Genomic DNA, 21,625 nt, shown 5'->3' with positions numbered 1-21,625 from the left:
TTTTCATCCTCCTTAGGTAAGTGTAAGTTTCGTATTAAGATCAAAAGGTGCAAAGATGGCAATTTGCTCGATCGGGAAGCTTAACGGTGTCGGAAATACAAAATTGGGCGCATTGGGCATCTTGATAATGGCGGGATTAAGCTGCACGGATCCGCCTCTCACTTCTTCCAGCGTCCCGGTGAAAATGGGTCTGAAGGTTTGACCCAAAATGTTGAGCTGGGAAGCGTTTAGAACAAGGATAATGTCCTGTCCGAGCAGATCAGTAAAGATACCATTTATATTTGCCTCATCGGATGATGGATAATGAGAATGTTGGACGTTCAATCGAATCACCCCTCCTTGACGATTGTGATATCACTTAACATATTCCGATGCTATATATATGCTGCCAAAGAGGGTATTCATGCTATTGATCCACGCAAACAATCTCTATCTTCTCAAAAGGGACCCGTTCGATGGTTCTTCTCTTCTTTGCCGTTCGAATGAAAATCGCTTGCTCTGTCGTATCTAACAAAATTCCAGACACTTCAACATTCGGGGCATGACGCACTCTGATTTTCCTGCCGACCTGCTCCAGCAGAGCGACGCTTAATGGAATGCCATAAAACCGATTCAGCAATCTCACATTTCCAGAAACCGTGTCTGAGTAATTGTATAAAAGTTGGCAATTTAGCTTGTTACTTAAATAAGGGTTATCCGTATGATGAGGAAATTTAGAGCTGCGTTGACTCATGGTGACCGAAATCAGGTCATCAAACATAACATATCGTTGATGACTCCCCGTACATAACTGCACATAATTACGCCCCGCCTGAACGAGTATACCTTGCAAAGATTTGAACATTCCTTGATAAGCAATGTTCAATTTCACATGCTTGTTTATTAATGAAGCCAGCTTTAACTGCAGCTGTCTTGGATTTTCAGGTTGTTTTGGATTGCCAAGAGACCGCAGAATATGATTGGCTTCTTCTATGCATGCTCGAAGTTCAATAAATTGTTGTTCAGGTAAAGACGTCGTTGGCGAACTAATCCCAATTCTTTCACGTGTTTTTAATTTTTGCACCGATCGGGAACCTCCTAGAAGAGTTTAGAACAGTATATGGGTTTTCGCCTTTATGGGTCTGGTTGCATGCCTATGTTTTAAGGATTTAAATGTTTAAGCGATGGGCATTTGACTCAAGCACACCTCTTTGTATAGGCATATACATACCGTAAATACAAAAATGATGCGGAGGTTTAACATGAATAGGACCCCAAAGAGGTCGAAAGCGTGGGTAAAAAAAGACTGTCACCTCAAAGTCATAAAGCATCCGAAGGATTGTGCCTGTCATAAGCCTGTTTCCAGGCAAAAATTCAATCGTAACCGTTGTTTCAAAATCATTAAAGGAGTAAAACCGCTAATTCAGCTTCGGCTGGCCGGGATCAACAGCAATCTGAATTTTGAGTTGTTCCGGCACAAAGGCAGCATGGTTATCATTGAAGTTGTGTCCGGGGAGAAGTCTGAGAACATCCGAGGGTTTTTAAGTCAGGTAGGAACAGACTACGTAGATATTAAAAAGTCTGATGGAAAAGTGGTTACGATTCTACAGAGTCAAATTCTCAAAATAGTATGGCTTGACCGAAAAAAAGCATCTCCGCTTGATCGTGCAAAGTATATAGGAGATTTTCACAGCGAGGAAGACGGAGACTTTCTGGAGGATTTTGAGGAGTAGACGCCGCGAATAGCGCCATCTCCACATGTGCATACTGACCAAGGGCAAATCCGGTCATAATCAAGAGTAAAGGAAGTGTGCACACGTGGATGTCATGGAGGCTATGAAAAAGCGTTATTCCGCCAAAGAGTTTGATCCGTCAAAAAGCATTTCAAGTGAGAATATGAGGAACATTGAGGCTTTGCTGCAGCTGGCCCCGTCATCGACCAATTTGCAGCCGTGGCATTTTATCATTGCTCAAACCGACGAGGGCAAGAAAAGAATGGCTCGTGCAGCAGAGGGGCTGTTCATTTTTAACAAATCCAAGGTGTTGAATGCTGCGGCAGTGGTGGTGTTCGCAACCAAAACAGATATTTCAGAAGAGTATCTGCAGCATCTTACAGATCGAGAAGATCAGGACGGTCGCTTTGCTCAAGGGAATTTCAAGACGGATAACCATAACGGCCGAAAAATGTTCGTGGACTTCCATAAATTTGACTACAAGGATGTTCAGCAGTGGGCGGAGAAGCAGGTATACCTCAATCTGGGCAGCTTCCTGCTCGGGGTGGCGGCACTGGACATTGATGCTGTCGCAATGGAAGGTATGGATCTTCAGGCGCTCGACGATGAATTCAGCCTGCATGAAAAAGGATTCAGCTCCTGTGTCGTGGTTGCGCTGGGCTACCGGGCACCATCCGATTTTAACGCAGCACTGCCGAAATCCAGACTGGATGTGGCTGAAATTATCGAGCATGTCTAGTGAATAAGAGTCAACCGACAGAGGCGCCGGCTGGAACGGGCCTCTGTTTTTTTATTTTTCGATTTGTCCACAGATTGGATTATTCGATTTCATCAATCGGGTAAAGCCAAAACATCCGTAACCCATCCGAAACTTGATCTTAAGGGGAAAGATTAAAGGGTGAACGTGTTGTGAGTTGTGAAGTATTCGATTAGACGTGGGCGCGTACATGTTTGCGGGCGGTGGAGATTCTTACACGGGAAACAACTAAAAAATTTCGCGGTGAGGAAGGTATAGACAGCGGGCAGGCCGGCGGTTTTGGCACTGTTCTCTATCCTCGGTGTTCAATACGGCGGAGAAGTCCGGCTCTCTATGATTCGACGCCTAACGTGCCAATGTCCCCAGTCGCTCTTAATGTTACAGGAGGATCCCAGCCTCATAACAACATGCAGCCGTTCATTGCGCAGAACTTTATTATTTGCCTGCAGGGCGAATTCCCTCCGCGCGGATAATATCTTAGAATTGATCTTGTGAATGCTGGAGCTCTACTATTTAACGATTAGCCATATGAAAAGTGGAGGCCTGAGCAGCAGGCCTCCACTTTTCATATGGCCGAATCAGCTGTGTGACGAAATATCATAGGCTAAAATTGCATGTAAAACGGGAGGAGAACTTGAAACATCAAAAGTTTTTTCCTTAGGGTGATCCAAACATCAGAAAGCTTCGTAAGTTAGGACAAGATCACCACACACTAAGGAGATGAGAATAGATGAAGCTAAAAAAAGTATTAGGTACATGCATGGCAGCGGTGCTGCTGGTTCCCTCGATGGCCATGGCTGCTCCTGCACCAAGCGCGTCTGTAGCATCGGTTACACCTACGATTAAGACACCCGCGGCGGATTTGCGGATGACGTTCAGCGAACTGCTGGCGGCACACTTTGAATATCAGGTGATGACGACGCTCAAGGAATACCAGAATGCGGAAGACGCCGATCTGGCCCAGGACATGCTGGAGGCTAACGCAGAGGAAATGGTCAAAGCGGTCATGTCTCTGTATGGAGCGGAAGGCGCGAAGCAGTTTGAAGAGATTTTCTCCTCCCAATATGAGGACAGTGCGGGTCTCGGAATGGCTGTTCGCAACAAAAATATGAATGAAGAGAAAAGAGTGAAGGATGAGATGCTTCAAGACTTTCCATCGGAACTGGGGAGCTTTCTGAGTACCGCTACAGGAGGAAACCTGCCGGCTGGTACGGCGACCCAAGTGTTGATGGCACATGAGAAGGATGTACAGGACGTCTTTTATAACTATATCAACGGTAACTATGAAGAAGCGTACCAAGCATATGATGAAGGCTACAAGCGCATGTTCATAATCGGTGAAGCTTTATCGAGTGCCATTGTGAAGCAGATGCCGGAGAAGTTTGATCATACGAAGGTCGATACACCGGCTGCTGATTTGCGTGCGACATTCAGTCAGCTTCTCGGCGCACACTTTAACTATCAGGTCTTCACTTCGTTGAAGCAGTATCAGCAGGCTGCGGATGCAGGCGTGGCAGCAGACATGCTGGAAGCCAATGCGAATGAAATGGTGCCGGCCATCCAGTCGCTGTACGGTAAGGCGGGTGCAGACCAGTTCGCGAAAATCTTCTCCAGCCAGTACAAAGACAGCACCAGTATTGGTGAAGCTATCCGCAGTGGTAACATGAATGACATCCAGGAAGCGCAGGACAACGTTCTGAAGGATTTCCCAATGGAGCTTGGCGGTTTCCTGGCGGCAGCAACAGAGAATAATCTTCCAGCTGCCACTGCAACCAAGGTGCTTATGGCACATGAGCAGGATGTTATTAATGTAGTGAACAACTTCAAGAACAAGCAGTATGCACAAGCTTATCAAGCTTTTGAGGAAGGCCATGGGCGTATGTTTGACATTGGTGCGGCCCTGTCGGGAGCCATTGTGACGCAAATGCCGGAGAAATTTGGTGGTACCGTGACACCGGAGCCGATGGGTCCGATGAAGATCTGGCTCGGCATTAATGATCATGTCATCAAAGTCGATGACAAACAGATCAAGATGGACGTAACACCGTTCGTAGAAAAAGGCACGACCTATGTACCGCTTCGTTTCTTGAGTGAAGCCATTCAAGCTGACGTCAGCTGGAACAACAAGACCAAGACGGCCTGGGTGATGATTGGCGAAGACAAGGCTGCATTCTGGCCAGGAGTGGATTACGTTGAGCTGAATACACAAAAGCTGAACATTGGTAAAGATGTCATGATTCGTGACGGCCGTGTTCAGGTACCGCTTCGCTTTATGGCTGAGCTGCTGGACTGGAAGGTCAGCTATGACAAAGATACGCATGCCATTACATTAACGAAGTAATCTTAAATAAGAATAAAGTAAGTCAGTCCCGGTTGTTGCAGCCGGGGCTTTTTTATATGGAAAGAAACATTCGATAATAGCCACAGACCGTTTTATTTCTGAATACTGGGCGGGTAATGCCTGCGTCGTTAGCATATGTTGCTCATAAGGGCTGGAGACCAAATTGTGGCGGAGCAAGGCGACCGACAGAGGCGCCGGCTGGAACGGACCTCTGTCTTTTTTTACTTTTCAATAAATTATGGCAAAAGGGGAGATTTTATAGGGCAATTCCAATACAATAAGGAGAGTGGTGTTTTCGTGCAAGGAATCGAAGGCGCTTTCAGCTTGGCATACTTATTACAACGGAGGTTTTGCAGATGACACAGTTATCACTTTCCATTGAACAGGCAGACGGCACAGTAAAGGCAGAGCACCAGGGTGAGGACAAGGCGGTACTGGTGTACAAGCAGGCTTATGAAGAAGGCGATGTCATTGTATTGAACAGCTCGGAGTCTGGCGTCTATCTCGTTATTCAGCTGGAGGATACGATTCCACCAGCGTATGTTTATCTGAAAGGGAATACATATCGTTATCCTGTACCTCCAAGTGAGAAGCGGGTATCCTATTCGCCAAAATCCTTTACGGGCGGTGTGCATGTGCTTCAGGCGCGGCTGGCTACTGAGGACGAGCGGGCAGCGACCAAGAACCTCGCGTACAACAGCTTTGATCAATCGGACAATGAGCAGTGCTTCCCGCATGCTTCAGCGAATGTGCAGACCCGGGGCGAGTCCGTATTTGCTCCACGAAACGCGATTAACGGCAATACCATTTCCCACTCTCATGGACCTTGGCCGTTCGAATCCTGGGGCATCAATCAGCGGGCGGATGCAGCGATTACCGTGCATTTTGGCCGAACGGTGGAGGTGGAGAGCGTAGCTTTGACCCTGCGTGCAGATTTCCCGCATGATAACTATTGGACACAAGCGACACTGACCTTCTCCGATGGCAGCAAGCAGGTGGTTCATCTGGAAAAGAGCGGGGAGCCGCAGTCCTTTGCCGTAGAGCCCAAAAGCATCGAGTGGGTAACCTTGAGCGAGCTAATCCCCTCGAACGATCCGTCTCCGTTCCCGGCATTAACACAAATTGAGGTATACGGGCGGGATTAAAGAAAGAGAAGTCGTACACAAAGCTATACACAGAATGGAAGGAACGCCTTTCGCTGGCCCTCTAGGGGGAGCGGGAGGCGTTTTTTTTACAACCGTCTTCAAATCGTAAACCTATTCATGAAAAATTATCCTGTTGAAAAGAGGCGTCACCATGTACAATCATTTATAGCAATTTACGACAATATTCGACATCGAGTGAGGGGACTTCAGGCATGACACATCTGCAGCAGCATTTACGCGATGACCTTCGGCGGAAGAACGGTTGGATTTTTAAAATTTTGGCGATGAACGGGCTATTATCGATTGGAAGTCTGGTTGGTCTTGGAGCAAGCCTGGACATAATCCTGATGAACCTCATCGGCAATGTGGTGATGCTAGGCTCCTTTGCATTTTTTCATTTTCGGCATCGGGCTGTGACCTATATTCCGTTCATACCTATTGTTGGCTATACGTTAATTACGTTTGGCGTGTCCATGTTAAAGCCGGATTTCGTTAATGTGTTCGCAGTTTTTGTGATTCTGATCTTGTCCATGGTATACATGTATCGCTCTTATTTGTTGACCGGGATTATCTGTGGTTTGGTGTTAATACTGTATATTTTGTTTGGGCAAAGTGAAGTCCTCGGATTGGAAAAATACGCTTCCAGCTCGGCAATCTATCTCTACATTCTCGGATCGGTCATCCTGCTCTTCTTCTCCAAGGTTACGGGAAGCCTGGTGAAGGATATTGCGGCGTCTTCCTCTCAAAGCCAGACCTTATATGAACAAATGTCCCAGCAAAAAGAGCATCTCCTCCAGGAAACCTCCGGCATTTCCACGGAGCTGACCTCGATCACGGCAGCGAGCACTGACAATTTGGAAGCGTTCCGCCGTATGGGAACTGCCTTTGAAGAAATGACGGAGGGAGCGAACGAGCAGGCCGCTTCCACCCAAACGATCACCGACAACATCCACAAAACCTCCCAGCAGCTTACAGCGATGACGGAGGCTGTGCATATGCTGAATCAGCAAGCGGCGCAAGCCAAGGTGACTTCCCGTGAAGGCGGTCTCCGGATCACGGAGATGGATATGCTCATGAAGGAGCTGGAAACGGTACTGCTCACCCTTTCCCAGAGCATGAAGGAGCTGGATGGGCGAATTACGGAAACGGAGGGCTTCAATCAGGTCATTCGTGCTATCGCGGACCAGACGAATCTGTTGTCGGTCAATGCGAGCATTGAGGCCGCCAGGTCAGGGCAGTATGGAGCAGGCTTTTCAATCATTGCCAGCGAGATTCGCAAGCTTTCAGAATCTGCCGGTGATTCTGCCAAACGGATTTCGAACAATTTATCGGATATTACGATGTACTCCCAGAACACGCTGCACCGCCTGAATGAGGTTGTGTCCAGAGTCGCAGGCAGCTCGGAGACGACTTCAAGCGCCCGGGCAGCCTTCCAGCAAATCGACGCGGACATTGGGAATTTGAATGGTAAGGCGGAGGAAATGGAAAGGATGATTACCGGTGTAACGGAAGCCAATCAGTCCACTTATGATGTGACCCATGAATTTATTTCGATTTCTCAGCAAACGGCGGCGACCATGGAGGAGCTGAAGGCTTCCGTGGATGAACTGCTATACAGTAATGAACGAAGTGTGCGGAGTCTGCGGCAGGCGGATCAAAGACTGAACAACATGCAGGTTTAGGCCTGAGCGGCTTACAGCCCCGTCATCTCCTGGAATGCCTGAGGGCAGGAAAAGGACGCGGGGTTGTTTTTTTATATAGAGTGCTGATGTAAGCCAGGTGCAGGGACAATGGACGGGGATATGGGTATGGATAGAGAGTGAGCGGTTGAGACAGGTTTCGCGCTCCGCGCAGTTCGCTTGGATTTCGGGATGATTATAGATTGGCGTGTGACACCCGTTTCGCACAACCGCGCGCTGGGAGCAACGCGCAGTACAGGTTTAAGCGAAGGGTTGATATTCTGGATGCGTTTGAAGTCGTGAGGAGTCGTGAGGAGTTGTGAGGGACAAATTGATGTCATGCTCAGTCCGGGATTGTGCCGGGTGATTCTAACAGGGATGAGGAGGCCGGGGAATGCGTCGGTGGGTTATATTTTTTACAGAGCGTCTGTACCAGATGGTGAATTGGAAGTGGGTTGCTGTGGCGGTACTGGTGTTCGCGGGCTTTATCGCATGGGTCCTGCCAAGGCAGGCAAGCTTGTCGGAGTCCGCATCGGGGAGCGGGGAATCTCCGGATTCCTCGCTGTGGTACACCTCGGCAGACTTGTACCGGATTGCAGAGATCTATGGGGAGGAGGGACGAGCACATTACATTGAGGCGCGCTTTACCTTTGATGTGATCTGGCCGCTGGTATACCTGGGCTTCCTGACGATTGCTTTGACTGCCGCATATGTCTTTCTGTCCTCGGGCAGCCGGTGGAGGGCTGTCAATCTGCTGCCGCTGGGCGGCTGGGGGTTTGACTGGCTGGAGAATCTCGGCTCCTCGCTGGTGATGTACCGCTATCCTGCCCGGACTCCCGTCATTGCCGAGATGACGCCCATCTTTACACTAATCAAGTGGTGTCTAATCTACGCCAGCTTCGGCGCGCTGGTGGTTGGCATCGTGCTGTCTGTACTCCATAGGCTTAGGAAAAAAAGAAGCTGACGCGCGCCATGCGGCCATGTTCGCGGGCGCTGGGGCGCGCGGCGCGAGCGATCAGCGGCTGGAATGAGTGTGGTTTTTCGCGTTCGCTGGTTTTGGAGCCGCTTCAGTGGCGCGATGAGTGTGGTTTTTCGTGTTCGTTGGCTCCAGACCCGCCACAGCGGCGCAACGAGTTCGGTTTTTCGAGTTCGTTTACTCCAGACCGGCCACAGCGGCTCAATGAGTTCGGTTTTTCGCGTTCATTTACTCCAGACCGGCCAAAGTGGCGCAACGAATTCGGATTTTCGCATTCATTGGCTCCAGAACCGTCCCAGCAGCGCAACGAGTTCGGATTTTCGTGTTCATTTACTCCAGACCGGCCAAAGTGGCGCAACGAGTTCGTTTTTTCGTGTTCATTTACTCCAGACCGGCCACAGTGGCAGAATGAGTTCGTTTTTTCGCGTTCATTTACTCCAGACCTGTCACAGTGGCGCAACGAGTTCGAATTTTCGTGTTCGTTGGCTCCAGAACCGCCACAGTGGCAGAATGAGTTCGGTTTTTCGCATTCGTTGGCTCCAGATCCGCTGCAGTGGCGCGACAAGTTCGGATTTTCATGTTCATTTACTCCAGACCCGCCACAGCGGCGCAACGAGTTCGGATTTTCGCATTCATTGGCTCCAGAACCGTCCCAGCGGCGCAACGAGTTCAGGTTTCCGCATTTGATCAGCGCCCGGCACGAGTGCGGGTTTCCGCACTCGTCCGCGCCAAGTCCGGCGCGGGGGAGTGCCCGCCGACCACTAGCCAGTTGTGGTTCACGCTGGCGGTGATGCGGCCGTGGCTGGTGATGTAATCAGCCAGCAGCTCCACCATATCCATCGGAATATCCTTGACCACGGGCTTGTCCCGGAACATTTCGAAGTTGCCTCCACCGCTCGCGCGATAGTTGTTCATGACGACGTCAAAAGCTTGCTGATCTGCGACGGGGCGGCCGTTATGCTCCAGGCGGGTGACCCGCTGCCCGGCAGGCCTGGAAATGTCGAGCGTGTACTCTATGCCTTCCCACATATCGTAATTGTAGTGCTGCGGCTTGGGCGCAAGATAGGCAGGGTGGACGATGATTGCCCCTGTGTCGTCCAGGGTGAAATATTGTGCTGATTGCTCCAACGCCTCCCGCAGGTCACGGCCGGAGATCCGGAGCACCTTCAAGGTGTTCGGATATACGTAAAAGGTGACAAGGTCCCGCATCGTGATCACTGCACCGAAGCCGGAGGAGCGGTTATCGAACAATGCTGTGCACGACACGTCAGCGCCGGAGACGTCCATCTGCACCCGGTTGATCCATTCGATGAGTGGATGCTCGCTCAGGCGGACCTCAGCCGGAGCATGAATAGACAGATCCCCGTCCACCTCGCCAATCGGCTGATCCAGCCACGCCTGGGTCAAGGTTTCCACCTCGCGGACCTTATCCTCTATCACGGGATCCGGCTCATAATCATCTGCCCCCACCAGCTCGGACTGCTTGTAAAGCAGCTTCCAGCCTTCCCCCTCATTAGCCAGCTGCAGGGTTACTTTTCCAAGAGCGCGCCCTTCGTACCCGGGCTGCACGACACAGACGCCGTTCACCTCACACCCGGCAAGGCTTCGGTGCTGATGGCCTGTCAGCAGCACGTCAATCCCCGGAACCTGCTGACACAGGGCAATCCCGACATTTTCACCGGTCAAGGGCTCGGTAGGCACTCCAGTCTTGACATCCCGTTCCAAGCCGCCGTGGTAAGCGACAACGATCACATCGGCGCGCTCATGCTCCTTCATATGGTGCACCCAGGTACGTGCCGCCTCCACCGGATCACTAAAGGTAAGGCCTGTGATATGCTCCGGGCGCTCCCAGTTAGGAATGTACGAGGTGGTCAGGCCCAGAATGCCGATCCGCAATCCGAGCGGCAGTTCCTTAATCAGGTACGGCGGGCCGAATTTCGGCTGGCCTGTTGCCGTATCCAGGATATTGGCGGACAACCAGGGGAAGCGGGCTTCCTTCATCGTACGCTCCAAATAGGGCAGGCCATAGTTGAATTCGTGATTACCGATCCCTGCCGCATCATAGCCGAGCTCATTCATACAGGCGATCACCGGATGGGCCGGCGTGGAGTTCACTCTGGCGTGATAATAGGTCAGTGGCGTGCCCTGCAGACTGTCGCCGCTGTCCATGAGCAGAACCTGCTTGTGCTTGCGGCGCTCTTCCTTGATGATGCTCGCTACCCGGGCAAGTCCGTAGCATACCTCGCTTTGATCTGCATAGCTTCGCGGCAGCAAACAGCCATGAACATCACTCGTTTGCAGCAGGATGACCTCACAGCGATGATCTTCCATACCTTTCTCTCCTTTACCCATAGAATAACGGTGGAAAAAATAGAATCTAAAAGCGCTCTCGCAAGAGCCGCTAGAGCTGTAGCTAACGACATACTATCATATGAATACTTTTTTTCTACAAAATCATTCCATTTTTTACATTCTCGTAACAATTGAATGACGAATGCTTAATAATCGGGAGGTATACTGCTAGAGTATTCAACCAAATTTATACAAAGGTGGGGGACTTCGCGTGAAGAACAAATGGATGGTGCTTCTGAGCATGATACTGACCTTCAGCTTGCTGACAGCCTGCAGCGGCGGAAATAACAGCGGGAACAGTGGCACAGGCAGTACCTCGAACGGAGCAGGAACGACAGAGACGCAGACAGAGAATGCTGAAGATACTACGAAGCAGGATGAAGGCAAGTCCATAGATACGCTCAAGGTCAGCTTTGTGCCTTCCAAGGATCCGGGCGAGATTATTACCGCTACAGAGCCGCTTAAGGAGCTGCTGAAGAGTCAGCTGGCGGAACAGGGCTACAATGTAGGTGAGGTGCAGATTGACGTAGGGACTACGTACGAAGCAGTCGGCGAAGCGCTGAGCGCCGGGACGACAGATGTCGGCCTGATTCCAGGCGGAACCTATACCCTGTATGATGACGGAGCAGAAGTGATTCTGACAGCAACCCGGAAAGCACTCTCGATCGACTCGGACGTTGCGAAGGAATGGAATGATAACAAGCCGACTCAAGGGCTGGACAACGAGCAGGCCTCCTATTACCGTTCTCTTATTCTGGCAGGTCCTTCCGAGAAGGGAAAGGAGCTCGCAGCAAAGGTCAATAACGGAGAAGAGCTGACCTGGGAAGATTTGAACAGCGCCAGCTGGTCCATCATGTCTACCTCTTCATCAGCCGGTTATATCTATCCGACGCTGTGGCTGCAGGAGAAGTACGGCAAGAAGCTGACCGACCTTGCAAAAGCAAACCAAGCGGACTCCTACGGCACCTCCTTCTCCCGGCTTGCGGTTGGACAAGCTGACATTATTGTCGTATATGCGGACGGACGCCGCGACAATGAAGAGAAGTGGACCAGCGAGTACGGCGGCAAAGCAAGCATTTGGGAAGACACGAATGTGATTGGCGTGACCCAGCCGATTTTTAACGATACCGTAAGCGTGAGCAAGAATTCTCCGATTATGAACGAGGAGCTGAAGAAGGCGCTTCAGGATGCATTCATGGCGATCGCGGGAACAGAGGAAGGCAAGCAGGTCATTGCGATCTATTCTCACGAAGGCTATCAAGTGGCCCAATCCTCCGATTACGACGGGGAACGTGAGGCTCAAGAGCTGATCCGCAGCATGAAATAAAGCAGCAAGCACAATGAGAAGGAAGAATATCGTTATGGAGGACATCGTGAATCATGATGTTCTCTCTTTTTTCGTAAACCGTGAAATTCCAAAATAACGGCTAAAGGATTGAGTATACCTATGATTCAATTCATGGATGTCAGTAAAACGTATCCCAACGGCACCATTGCGCTCAGCAACATTCATTTGACGATTGAGCAGGGGGAATTCGTGGCCGTAATCGGTCTCTCCGGTGCGGGCAAATCAACATTGATCCGCTGCATCAACCGTATTCACGAGATTAGCCAAGGAACACTGCTAGTCGATAATGTGGACGTGTCGAGGCTAAAAGGACGCCATATCCGCAAATTCCGGCGCCGCATCGGCATGATCTTCCAGTCTTTTAATCTGGTGACGCGGACGACGGTGCTGAATAATGTTCTCGTGTCCTTTGTTCCAGAGCTTCCGATGTGGCGCAAGCTGACCGGCGTGTTTACAAAGCTGCAAAAGGTGAAGGCACTGGAGGCGCTCGACAAGGTCGGCATTCTGGACAAGGCCTTTATCCGGGTGGATCAGCTGTCCGGCGGGCAGCAGCAGCGGGTGGCACTGGCGCGCACCCTGGCCCAGAGCCCTGATATTATCCTGGCGGATGAGCCGATCGCTTCGCTGGACCCGGTTACGGCGCGCATTGTGATGGATGACTTCAAGAACATTAACCGCGACCTGGACATTTCTGTCATCATGAACATTCACCACGTCGAAATCGCGCTGGAGTATGCAGACCGCATCATTGGCATCCGCAAGGGTGAGGTTGTGTTCGACGGTCCGGCGTCCATGGTGACGCAGAGCATCCTTCAGGAGATTTACGGCGGTAAATGGGAGGCGGAGAAAGCCAGTATGGAGGAGCAGGCAGCCTATGTTTGATAAAATCTTTCCTCCCCGCACCATCACCTTGCCCAGCGGCAAAACCGTCCAGCAAAAAGCGTCCCGCCTGCCGCTGATCGCCCTGGTGCTGCTGGTGCTGACTGTATGGTCTGCTGAGTTTACAGGCTTCAGCTTCCGTGTGCTGGCGACCCGGTTTCACGAGTTTTTTACCATTCTTCTGAACATGATTCCACCGGATTGGAGCAGCCTGCCCAGCATCTGGGGCCCATTGCTGGATACGATCAAAATGTCGCTGCTGGGCTCGATCATCGGCTCTCTGGTGGCTCTGCCGGTGGCTCTTACGGCTTCATCCAACATTATTCCCTCCAAGCTGCTCACGTTGATCAGCAAAATTGTGCTCAGTCTGCTGCGCACCCTGCCGACCCTGGTCTCGGCCCTGATCGCCACATTCGTGTTCGGCCTGGGACCGATGGCAGGAACGGTAGCGATTACGCTGTTCACCATCTCCTATGTCGGCAAGCTGCTGTATGAACAGATCGAGAATGTCGATATGAGCCCCTTCGAGGCGATGGAGTCGGTCGGGATGACAAGAATTCAAGCCTTCCGCTTCGCAGTCCTTCCACAGGTGCTGCCAGGATATATTTCAACATCGCTGTACTGCTTTGAGGGCAACGTCCGCTATGCAGCCATCCTGGGCTTTGTAGGTGCCGGCGGCATCGGACTGCTGATCAACGAAGGTCTGGGCTGGCGCGATTATCCGGCGGTCGGGATGATTGTTCTCGTGCTAATCGGGACGGTCTATCTGATCGAACGAGCCAGCGAGCATTTCCGCAAAAAGCTGATCTAAGGGAGACATGAACGCTCATGAATCATATTGAAAAACAGCTGTTGACAGCACCTCGAAACCATCTGTATCTTTCCTTCATCGCCGCGATCGTGATCGGGCTGTTCCTGTGGTCTCTGACGGCTGTGAATGTCAGCAACATTGAAGAGGGCGGCCTTGCCATCGCCCGAAATATTCTGTACGGACTCACGCATCCCGACACCGAGCTGTTATTTAACGTGTCCAGGCAAAGTGTGCTGTTTCTGCTGGCAGAGACGCTGGCGATTGCGTTTCTGGGCACGATCGTCGGTGCCTTTCTGGCGGTGCCGCTCGCCTTTCTCGCGGCATCAAATCTGGTGCCCAAGCCGGTATCCTGGATCACCCGTCTGCTGCTGATCATGATCCGCACGCTTCCTGCGCTTGTGTATGGCCTGATGTTTATCCGCGTCACGGGGCCCGGTCCCTTTGCCGGTGTGCTGACAGTCGGGTTAACCTCAATCGGTATGCTTGCAAAGCTGTATGTGGATGCCATAGAAGAGCTCGACAAGCGGGTGTTGGAGTCCATGACCTCGGTCGGCTGCAGCACTCTGGACAAGATTCGCTTCGGCGTGATGCCGCAGCTGTTATCTGTATTCGCCTCCGTCATGATTTACCGCTTTGATATGAACATGCGGGAAGCCTCGATATTGGGTCTGGTCGGTGCCGGCGGCATCGGGGCTCCGTTAATTTTTGCGATGCGGGGGTACAAATGGGATCAGGTGGGCTCCATTCTGATCGGGCTGGTTGTCCTTATTCTGATCATCGAGCTCTTGTCGAATCAGCTTCGGGCTAAGCTCGTCAAGGGATAACCTCATCGAGAGAGGCGCTAGGAAATTGAAGAGTTGCTGCGGCGGGTGCTAGAATGGAGGCAAGAGTTCTGGCAGCGGGACATCGCCCTCGATAAGGTCCGCTGTACACGCAAACAAGGAGAGGATACATCATGGTTATTTCACCGGGACAAGCTTCCGTCGGCTTTATTGGCCTGGGCGTTATGGGTCACAGTATGGCTGGGCATATCTTAGCAGGCGGCTATGATCTGCATGTGTACACCCGAACCGCATCCAAGGCCGAAGAGCTGACAGGGCGCGGCGCTGTCTGGCAGGAGACACCGGCCAAGCTGGCGCAGGCCTGTGACATCATCCTTACAATGGTAGGCTATCCGCAGGATGTCGAGGAGCTGTATTTAGGGGAAGATGGCTTGATTGCCAATGCCCGTCACGGAGCTTATTTGCTGGATATGACCACGTCGAGTCCCGCACTGGCCCGCCGGATCGGGGAAGCGGCGGACAAGCGCGGCCTGCATGCGCTGGATGCGCCGGTATCCGGCGGCGATATCGGTGCCCGCGAAGGCCGCCTGTCTATTATGATCGGCGGTGAAGCAGAGGATGTAGAGGCGCTGCGCCCGATCCTGTCCTTGATGGGGCGGCAGATTGTACATCAGGGGCCGGCAGGAGCGGGACAGCATACGAAGATGTGCAATCAGATTGCGATTGCCTCCAACATGATGGGCGTGTGTGAGGCTATGGCGTATGCCGAAAGCGCCGGGTTGGATCCGCAGACCGTGCTGAAGAGCATTGAGAGCGGGGCCGCAGGCAGCTGGTCTCTGAGCAATCTGGCCCCCCGCATCATCGCAGGAGATCTGGCGCCGGGCTTCTACATCAAGCATTTTATCAAGGATATGGGCATCGCCCTGGAATCCGCGAAGGAGATGAACCTGAGCACGCCGGGGCTGTCGCTGGCAGAAGCGCTGTACCGCCAGCTGGCGGAGAAGGGCTATCAGGATCAAGGGACTCAGGCGCTGATCCGTTATTACAGCAGCATGTAGCTGTACACCGTGCTCTATATGCAAGCATTTTCTGCACTAGCCCGCAGGAAATGCTTTTTTTGACGTGGTCCCAAAACGGTGTCACCCCTCCCCCTTACCCCCAGGGACGATGCATTTCATCGCCATGCCAGCTCTCTCCCGGTTCAGCACCGGGACTAACGCGGGCGCGGAAGGCGGCAGGCGATAGCCCGACATGCCGGGTGAAGGCTTTGTTGAAGTAAGAGCTGTCACAGTAGCCCAGCTCGTCGGCGATTGCGCTGACGCTCATCGAAGTGTTCTCCAGCAAATCCTTAGCCGCCTTCAGGCGCAGCCGAATTTGAAAATCGAGCGGGGTCACGCCAGTAGCCTCTTTAAACAAGGCCAGGGTATAGTTCGGAGAGCGTCCAATCAGGCGGGCCAGCTGTGCAAGCGGGATGCTTTCCCGGTAATGGGCGGCAATGTAGTCTTCGATGTGAGCGGCGAAGATTTTTTTGCGCTTGGGGAGGGGTGGCGCCTTAAGCCTGCGGTCCAGCATACCTAGAAACTGAATAAACAAGCCAAGCTGCATGATCCGGCTGCCTTCGCTGCGGTCCAGGCTGCAGCGGTACATGGAGTGAAAGCAGGCTTTAAAGGGATCCAGCGGCTCCACGGACTGTACATGATACCGGGAGCGGATCAGAAAGGGCAGCTCAAAGCCGGGGAGGGTGCCGCTGAAGAACACCGCGTATTTCTGATGCAGCGTGTCTGCGGCATTGTAGGCTTCCCGCAGCGTACCTTTGGGAATGAAGAGCAGATCTCCCTTCTGCGCGGTGTAGGGCTCTCCATTCAGCCGATAGTGAAGCCTGCCTGCCGTAATCAGCACAAAAATGTTGGATTCCACCTGAACGAGCCGATTTCTCCAGCACGGGGTGAAGTCGTCAAAGGTGGTATTCATCACGGTCAGCACGCATCTCAGCTCCTTCAGATCCAGTGTGAGTATATACAATAATCGTAACATTTTACCTCAACGCCAACAATGGATTCCGATATACTCAATGCGAGGTGATGAATATGAAACAGGCTCAGCCAAACCTATTGTTTATCATGTCGGACGATCATGCGTCCCACGCGATGAGCTGCTACGGCAGCCGCATCAATGAAACGCCGAATATTGACCGGATTGCCCATGAGGGAATGCGGTTTGACAACTGCTTTTGCACCAATTCAATCTGCTCCCCAAGCCGTGCAGCAATTCTGAGCGGAACATACAATCATCTAAACGGGGTCAAGTCGATTCACGACCGTTTTGACGGCAGGCAGCCGAATGTCGCCAAGATGCTGAAGGCGAATGGCTATCAGACTGCGATTATCGGCAAGTGGCATCTGGGGCACGGCCAGGAGGCCGACCCCACCGGCTTCGATCACTGGAGTGTAGTGCCGGACCAGGGAGAGTATCATGACCCGATGTTCCTGGAGATGGGAGAGCCGAAGCGCTTCAAGGGCTATGTGACGGACTTGATTACAGATTTCAGCCTGAACTGGCTGGAGCAGCGCGATGACACACAGCCGTTCATGCTGATGTGCCACCACAAGGCGCCGCACCGTCCGTGGCAGCCGGCGGAGAAGTATAAGGATCTCTATGAAGATATCGACATCCCGGAGCCGGCAACCTTCTATGATGATTACGAAACCCGCTCGCAGGCGGCCAAAGAAGCGAAGATGCGAATTGATCGGGATCTGAAGGATGAGGAGGATCTAAAGGAGCTTCCGCCTGAGGATCTGAGTCCTGTGGAACAGAAAAGATGGAGATACCAAAGATACATCAAGGATTATTTACGCTGTGTTGCCTCGATTGACGAGAGCGTGGGGCGGCTGCTGGATTACCTGGAGGCCGAAGGCCTGGCGGAGAATACGCTCGTCATTTACACGTCGGACCAAGGCTTTTTCCTGGGGGATCATGGCTGGTATGACAAACGGTTTATGTACGAAGAATCACTGCGTATGCCATTTGTCGTCCGCTATCCGGCCATGATCCAGCCCGGCAGCGTAACGTCCTCGATGGCGCTCAATGTCGATTTTCCATGCACATTCCTGGACCTGGCCGGTATTGACATCCCTGAGGATATGCAGGGCGTCAGCCTGCGCAAGATCCTGGAGGGAGAAACTCCTGAGAACTGGCGCACCTCCATGTATTACAGATACTGGATGCATTTAGACAAGCATCATGAGGTGTATTCCCATTACGGCATTCGTACCGAGCGCTACAAGCTGATTTATTATTACGCCGAGGCGCTGGGAACGACAGGCTCGGTGGAGGAGAACCGGCCGCCGGAGTGGGAGCTGTTCGATCTGCACGAGGACCCTTACGAGCTGAACAATGTGTATGGACAAGAGAAGTACCGGGACATTACTGTGAAGCTGAAGCAGGAGCTGAGACAGCTGCAGCTTCAGGTGCTGGATGAGCCGGTGGAAGAGATCGGGTAGGTAAACGCAGAGTGGTCCAGCAATCATAAAGATAGTAAGCTGAATCGTAGCTGAAAAGGCTCCTTGATAGAAGGGGCTTTTTCAGCTATATGTATTTGTTTAGTCATAATTTGTTAGTAAAATACAAGATTTACACTTATAACACAGGATAGGGAAATTAAATATGAGAGATAGGAATGTAACAAGCTTTATACGATCTTAATCTGAGAAAAAATGATAAGGCTAAATGAAATTTAGGAGGTTACATGCCGTGCCGCCTCAGCATAACATATCAATTACAGATCCTATTGAAGGCATTGAAGGGATTGAGCATCTTACAAATGGTCTATATGGCGATGAGTTTGAGGACTATTTAATTCAACAAATGTATCTTTCTTCGGACGAAGTCGTTGAGCACACGATTACACTTCGTACGGAGTGGGCAATTGATGCCAATTCACCTAAGTCTTTAGCGATGGAAAAGCAAGTTGCAGAGATGCTGGAGATCCCTCATCGGCACTATGACACGGAATTTATTCATACTTGTGTTTTGGATAACAATGAAGTTGAAGCGGTAAAGGCGATTTATGAAGTTACGCAAAAAATATTGCGTCTCAAAAAAGTCCATGCCTTGATGTTGTACAGAGGATTCGGATGAAATCAACGACCGGGTTGGTGGGAAGATATTCAGTTAGGAATGTCGTTGCCGCTTCAAGATCATCGTACACTTTTGCTATAATAAATGGAGAGAATCTAGAATATGAATCAGTTTGTATTAGCCATAGCGATCAAACGGAATTCGAAATTATTTCTAAGCATGGAGGCGAATGACATGAGCAACCCCAAAAAGGAAAAGGCTCCTATCGTCGTTCAAATAAGTCCTGACATGGCGAATTGGATGCATCCGCAAACAAATGAATATAAACTTCGAATGCTTGCTCAAGCTGAAGCAGCAAAGCAGCGTTATCGAAAACATAAACAGAAGGCTTTATTTTACGCACAAGCTCCAATTGTTATGAGTGAAAGTCTTACGGTCTCTAAGAATGCAAAACGCATCCCGCGACAGAAGGTTATAGATCATTTAAAGCATGAACCCGGCCAACGTTTACACGGCTTAGAAAAGTAAGAACCTGTCTGGAAATTCTGAATGAACAGCCGCCCCGCAAAGCATCTATGCTTTGCGGGGCGGCTGCCTTTCAGACGGCATCGCCGCTAGGACAGCCGGTACGAGGCGAACGGCTCGCCATAGACGAACGGCTGGCTGAGCTGGTCCAGCTGCTCTGACAGCTGGGGTTCAAGCTGCAGCTCCAGGCTGTCCAGGTTACGCTCTACCTGGGCGGGAGAGGTTGCACCAACGATCACGCTTGATACCGCAGGGCGCGCCATAAGCCAGGCCAGAGACAGCGCGCTCGGCGTGACACCATGCTCCTCTGCCAGCCGGCTCACCTGCTGCCCGAGATTCAAATTACGCTCCTGCAGAAACCGTTTGAAGTTGGGATCGGTGTCGGCTCTGGAGCCGGATGGCGCCCCGCCGTCATTATATTTCCCGGTCAATATGCCTCCGGCCAGCGGGAAATATGGAATGATGCCCAGCCCCTGATCGAGGCAGAGCGGCACCAGCTCCCGCTCCGGTGTGCGGTCTGCAAGAGAGTAGCTGGTCTGAATAGAGCTGTAGCGAAGATATCCCCTCTGATCACTGATGCCGAGTGCCTTCATCAGCTCCCAGGCTGCATAATTGGATGCCCCGATATAGCGAACCTTGCCGGAGGATACCATATCATCCAATGTGCGCAGTGTCTCATCCAGCGGGGTGTCCGGATCAAAGGTATGAATTTGATAAAGATCGACATAATCAGTTTGCAGCCGCTTCAAGCTGCCCTCCAGCTCCCTCATCAGATGATGCCGCGAGGAGCCGCGTTCTCCGGGACCTGCTCCGCGGGGAAGGCCTGCCTTGGTCGTCAGGACGGCGTCCTGACGCCGCCCTGTCAAGGCAGCGCCGATGATGGCTTCGGATTCGGTGCCCGCATAAATATTAGCGGTATCTAGGAAGGTGATTCCGTGATCCAGCGCACAGTGAATGGTGGAGATGGAGGTGTTCTTGTCCGCTCTTTTGCCAAAAGCATTCGTGCCTAGGCCCAGTACAGATACGTGCAGCCCGCTGCTGCCAAGTCTTCTGCTCTGCATACAATCCTCTCCTTCTAACGTGATAGACAAGCCTAGTATATCGCCTGGAAGGAGCTGCGTTCAAATGTTCCTCCTGAACAAGGCGAGGGATATTCATCCGGGAATTGACAGGATGGCTATTTCTGGGTAGAGTAGAGGCAATAGAATAGGAAGTCCACTAGGGGAGCCGTCAGCGGCTGAGACAGGAGCATATCCTGGACCCTTTGAACCTGATCTAGTTCGCACTAGCGTAGGAAAGTGGAGCCGGCCGTCCGGTCTGCAGTGTGCCTTTGATCGAGAGAACACGCGGCAGACACAGCATGGATACACAGCCGCTCCCGCTTACGGGAGCGGCTTTTATAATTAGATCCGGGCGGCGGGTGTGAGCTCTTGTCCGCAAGAGCGTCACGGCGGGATCAGGTTCACCTTCTTGTACAGGCCTGCACGGACTTCCTGCTCTTCAATTCATTTGGAGGTGGGACTCATGAGCTTTTCACAACAGCTCCGCCAAGAGGCGGACCCTATTTTTGAGGCAATCTTTAATCATCCCTTTGTCCGCGGTATTGCGGAAGGCCGGTTAGACCGGGAGCAGCTGATGCATTATGTAAAGCAGGATTTTGAATATTTGAACGCATTTATGCGCATTTACGGCATTGCCATCTCCAAGTGCAGTGACCGCGAAGAGATCGCAATGTTCAATGAACAGATTTCCTTCGTGCTGCACAGCGAGATTCATCCGCACAACAATTTCTGCGATGTGGCTGGCGTCACCTACGAGGAGCTGCAGGGCTTCCCGCTGTCGCCATCGGCACATCACTACATCCGCCATATGCTGACTGTCGCGCACGAGGGCACCTTGGGCGAGATTATGGCTGTCCTGCTGCCTTGCCCTTGGACGTATGTGGAGATTGGCGCGAAGCTGATGGAAGAGCTGCAGCCCGATCCGTCCCATCCGTTCTATGACTGGATTACCTTCTATGGTACACGGGGCGAGGGCGTCACGACGAAGCTGTGTCAGCGGCTGGATGCCTGGGCGCTTCAAGCCGGAGAAGAAGAGAAGAAGCGCATGAAGGAGTACTTTATGCTCAGCTGCCAACTGGAGTATATGTTCTGGGATATGGCTTTCCGCCTGGAAGAGTGGCCGGTTCCGCAGCCCGCAGCAGTCGTTTAGGATATTTCCATAGAAGCATATAAAGGAGCA

The 21,625-nt window shown here is 51.8% G+C and carries 20 protein-coding genes and 1 riboswitch; of the genes, 15 read left to right on the top strand and 5 right to left on the bottom strand.

The features are described from left to right. Window positions 1-12: 12 nt before the first annotated feature. Both ACH6EH_RS18935 and ACH6EH_RS18930 read right to left on the bottom strand, forming a co-directional pair. The gene (locus ACH6EH_RS18935; RefSeq protein ID WP_233281145.1) at window positions 13-324 is read right to left on the bottom strand and encodes a hypothetical protein; all 312 of its coding nucleotides are present in this window, start codon (window positions 322-324) and stop codon (window positions 13-15) included. Window positions 325-406: 82 nt separating this feature from the next. Further along, on the bottom strand, window positions 407-1,063 hold the full coding sequence (locus ACH6EH_RS18930) for a hypothetical protein (RefSeq protein ID WP_397333416.1): 657 nt from the start codon (window positions 1,061-1,063) through the stop codon (window positions 407-409). A 178-nt stretch (window positions 1,064-1,241) separates the two neighbouring features. On the opposite strand from ACH6EH_RS18930, the gene ACH6EH_RS18925 reads away from it, so the two are divergent. The 6 genes from ACH6EH_RS18925 (at window position 1,242) to ACH6EH_RS18900 (ending at window position 8,598) form a co-directional block, all read left to right on the top strand. Continuing rightward, on the top strand, window positions 1,242-1,712 hold the full coding sequence (locus tag ACH6EH_RS18925; protein ID WP_397333415.1) for a hypothetical protein: 471 nt from the start codon (window positions 1,242-1,244) through the stop codon (window positions 1,710-1,712). Between the two features lie 94 nt (window positions 1,713-1,806). Next, a complete protein-coding gene (gene nfsB, locus ACH6EH_RS18920; RefSeq protein WP_279591747.1) occupies window positions 1,807-2,451 on the top strand; it encodes an oxygen-insensitive NAD(P)H nitroreductase in 645 nt (214 codons plus the stop codon). A 748-nt stretch (window positions 2,452-3,199) separates the two neighbouring features. Next, window positions 3,200-4,810, top strand: coding sequence for a copper amine oxidase N-terminal domain-containing protein (locus ACH6EH_RS18915; protein WP_397333414.1), 1,611 nt, complete (start codon window positions 3,200-3,202; stop codon window positions 4,808-4,810). 356 nt (window positions 4,811-5,166) lie between these two features. Beyond that, entirely contained in the window at window positions 5,167-5,955 is a 789-nt protein-coding gene (locus ACH6EH_RS18910; RefSeq protein WP_397333413.1) for a carbohydrate-binding protein, read from the top strand. 212 nt (window positions 5,956-6,167) lie between these two features. Beyond that, complete coding sequence (locus ACH6EH_RS18905) at window positions 6,168-7,637, top strand: methyl-accepting chemotaxis protein (protein ID WP_397333412.1); 1,470 nt, start codon at window positions 6,168-6,170, stop codon at window positions 7,635-7,637. 391 nt (window positions 7,638-8,028) lie between these two features. Beyond that, window positions 8,029-8,598 carry a hypothetical protein gene (locus ACH6EH_RS18900; protein WP_397333411.1) on the top strand — a complete coding sequence of 190 codons (570 nt, stop codon included), beginning with the start codon at window positions 8,029-8,031 and terminating at the stop codon, window positions 8,596-8,598. A 699-nt stretch (window positions 8,599-9,297) separates the two neighbouring features. Here ACH6EH_RS18900 and ACH6EH_RS18895 read toward each other — a convergent pair. Further along, the gene (locus ACH6EH_RS18895; RefSeq protein ID WP_397333410.1) at window positions 9,298-10,941 is read right to left on the bottom strand and encodes a bifunctional metallophosphatase/5'-nucleotidase; all 1,644 of its coding nucleotides are present in this window, start codon (window positions 10,939-10,941) and stop codon (window positions 9,298-9,300) included. 232 nt (window positions 10,942-11,173) lie between these two features. Between ACH6EH_RS18895 and ACH6EH_RS18890 the strand changes: the two genes are divergently transcribed. The 5 genes from ACH6EH_RS18890 (at window position 11,174) to ACH6EH_RS18870 (ending at window position 15,840) form a co-directional block, all read left to right on the top strand. Further along, complete coding sequence (locus tag ACH6EH_RS18890) at window positions 11,174-12,289, top strand: phosphate/phosphite/phosphonate ABC transporter substrate-binding protein (RefSeq protein ID WP_347880779.1); 1,116 nt, start codon at window positions 11,174-11,176, stop codon at window positions 12,287-12,289. A 120-nt stretch (window positions 12,290-12,409) separates the two neighbouring features. Next, complete coding sequence (gene phnC / locus ACH6EH_RS18885) at window positions 12,410-13,192, top strand: phosphonate ABC transporter ATP-binding protein (protein ID WP_138224792.1); 783 nt, start codon at window positions 12,410-12,412, stop codon at window positions 13,190-13,192. Next, the gene (gene phnE, locus ACH6EH_RS18880) at window positions 13,185-14,000 is read left to right on the top strand and encodes a phosphonate ABC transporter, permease protein PhnE (protein WP_397333409.1); all 816 of its coding nucleotides are present in this window, start codon (window positions 13,185-13,187) and stop codon (window positions 13,998-14,000) included. Before phnC ends, phnE (ACH6EH_RS18880) begins: the two co-directional genes overlap by 8 nt. Before the next feature lie 17 nt (window positions 14,001-14,017). After that, complete coding sequence (gene phnE, locus ACH6EH_RS18875) at window positions 14,018-14,824, top strand: phosphonate ABC transporter, permease protein PhnE (RefSeq protein ID WP_138224794.1); 807 nt, start codon at window positions 14,018-14,020, stop codon at window positions 14,822-14,824. A 131-nt stretch (window positions 14,825-14,955) separates the two neighbouring features. Further along, a complete protein-coding gene (locus tag ACH6EH_RS18870) occupies window positions 14,956-15,840 on the top strand; it encodes an NAD(P)-dependent oxidoreductase (protein ID WP_397333408.1) in 885 nt (294 codons plus the stop codon). 94 nt (window positions 15,841-15,934) lie between these two features. Here the strand turns inward: ACH6EH_RS18870 and ACH6EH_RS18865 are convergent, their stop codons facing one another. After that, a complete protein-coding gene (locus ACH6EH_RS18865) occupies window positions 15,935-16,816 on the bottom strand; it encodes an AraC family transcriptional regulator (protein ID WP_397333407.1) in 882 nt (293 codons plus the stop codon). A gap of 47 nt (window positions 16,817-16,863) precedes the next feature. Here ACH6EH_RS18865 and ACH6EH_RS18860 point away from each other — a divergent pair, with 47 nt between their 5' ends. The 3 genes from ACH6EH_RS18860 to ACH6EH_RS18850 all read left to right on the top strand — a co-directional run bounded on the left by ACH6EH_RS18860 (window position 16,864) and on the right by ACH6EH_RS18850 (window position 19,387). Then, window positions 16,864-18,282, top strand: coding sequence for a sulfatase family protein (locus ACH6EH_RS18860; protein WP_397333424.1), 1,419 nt, complete (start codon window positions 16,864-16,866; stop codon window positions 18,280-18,282). A 250-nt stretch (window positions 18,283-18,532) separates the two neighbouring features. Further along, window positions 18,533-18,919: a hypothetical protein gene (locus ACH6EH_RS18855; protein ID WP_397333406.1), complete on the top strand. Its 387-nt coding sequence runs from the start codon at window positions 18,533-18,535 to the stop codon at window positions 18,917-18,919. Between the two features lie 174 nt (window positions 18,920-19,093). After that, complete coding sequence (locus ACH6EH_RS18850) at window positions 19,094-19,387, top strand: hypothetical protein (RefSeq protein WP_397333405.1); 294 nt, start codon at window positions 19,094-19,096, stop codon at window positions 19,385-19,387. An 86-nt stretch (window positions 19,388-19,473) separates the two neighbouring features. On the opposite strand, the gene ACH6EH_RS18845 is transcribed toward ACH6EH_RS18850, so the two are convergent. Next, complete coding sequence (locus tag ACH6EH_RS18845) at window positions 19,474-20,445, bottom strand: aldo/keto reductase (protein WP_397333404.1); 972 nt, start codon at window positions 20,443-20,445, stop codon at window positions 19,474-19,476. A 149-nt stretch (window positions 20,446-20,594) separates the two neighbouring features. Continuing rightward, window positions 20,595-20,698, top strand: a riboswitch (TPP riboswitch). Window positions 20,699-20,908: 210 nt separating this feature from the next. On the opposite strand from ACH6EH_RS18845, the gene tenA reads away from it, so the two are divergent. Beyond that, window positions 20,909-21,595 carry a thiaminase II gene (gene tenA / locus ACH6EH_RS18840; protein ID WP_208204697.1) on the top strand — a complete coding sequence of 229 codons (687 nt, stop codon included), beginning with the start codon at window positions 20,909-20,911 and terminating at the stop codon, window positions 21,593-21,595. The last annotated feature ends 30 nt before the right edge of the window (window positions 21,596-21,625 follow it).

The sequence above is a fragment of the Paenibacillus sp. JSM ZJ436 genome (assembly GCF_044383795.1).
GTDB classification, from domain to species: domain Bacteria; phylum Bacillota; class Bacilli; order Paenibacillales; family Paenibacillaceae; genus Paenibacillus_AQ; species Paenibacillus_AQ algicola.
Note: the sequence above shows the minus strand (reverse complement) of the source record. Positions and strands in the feature narration are given on the sequence as shown.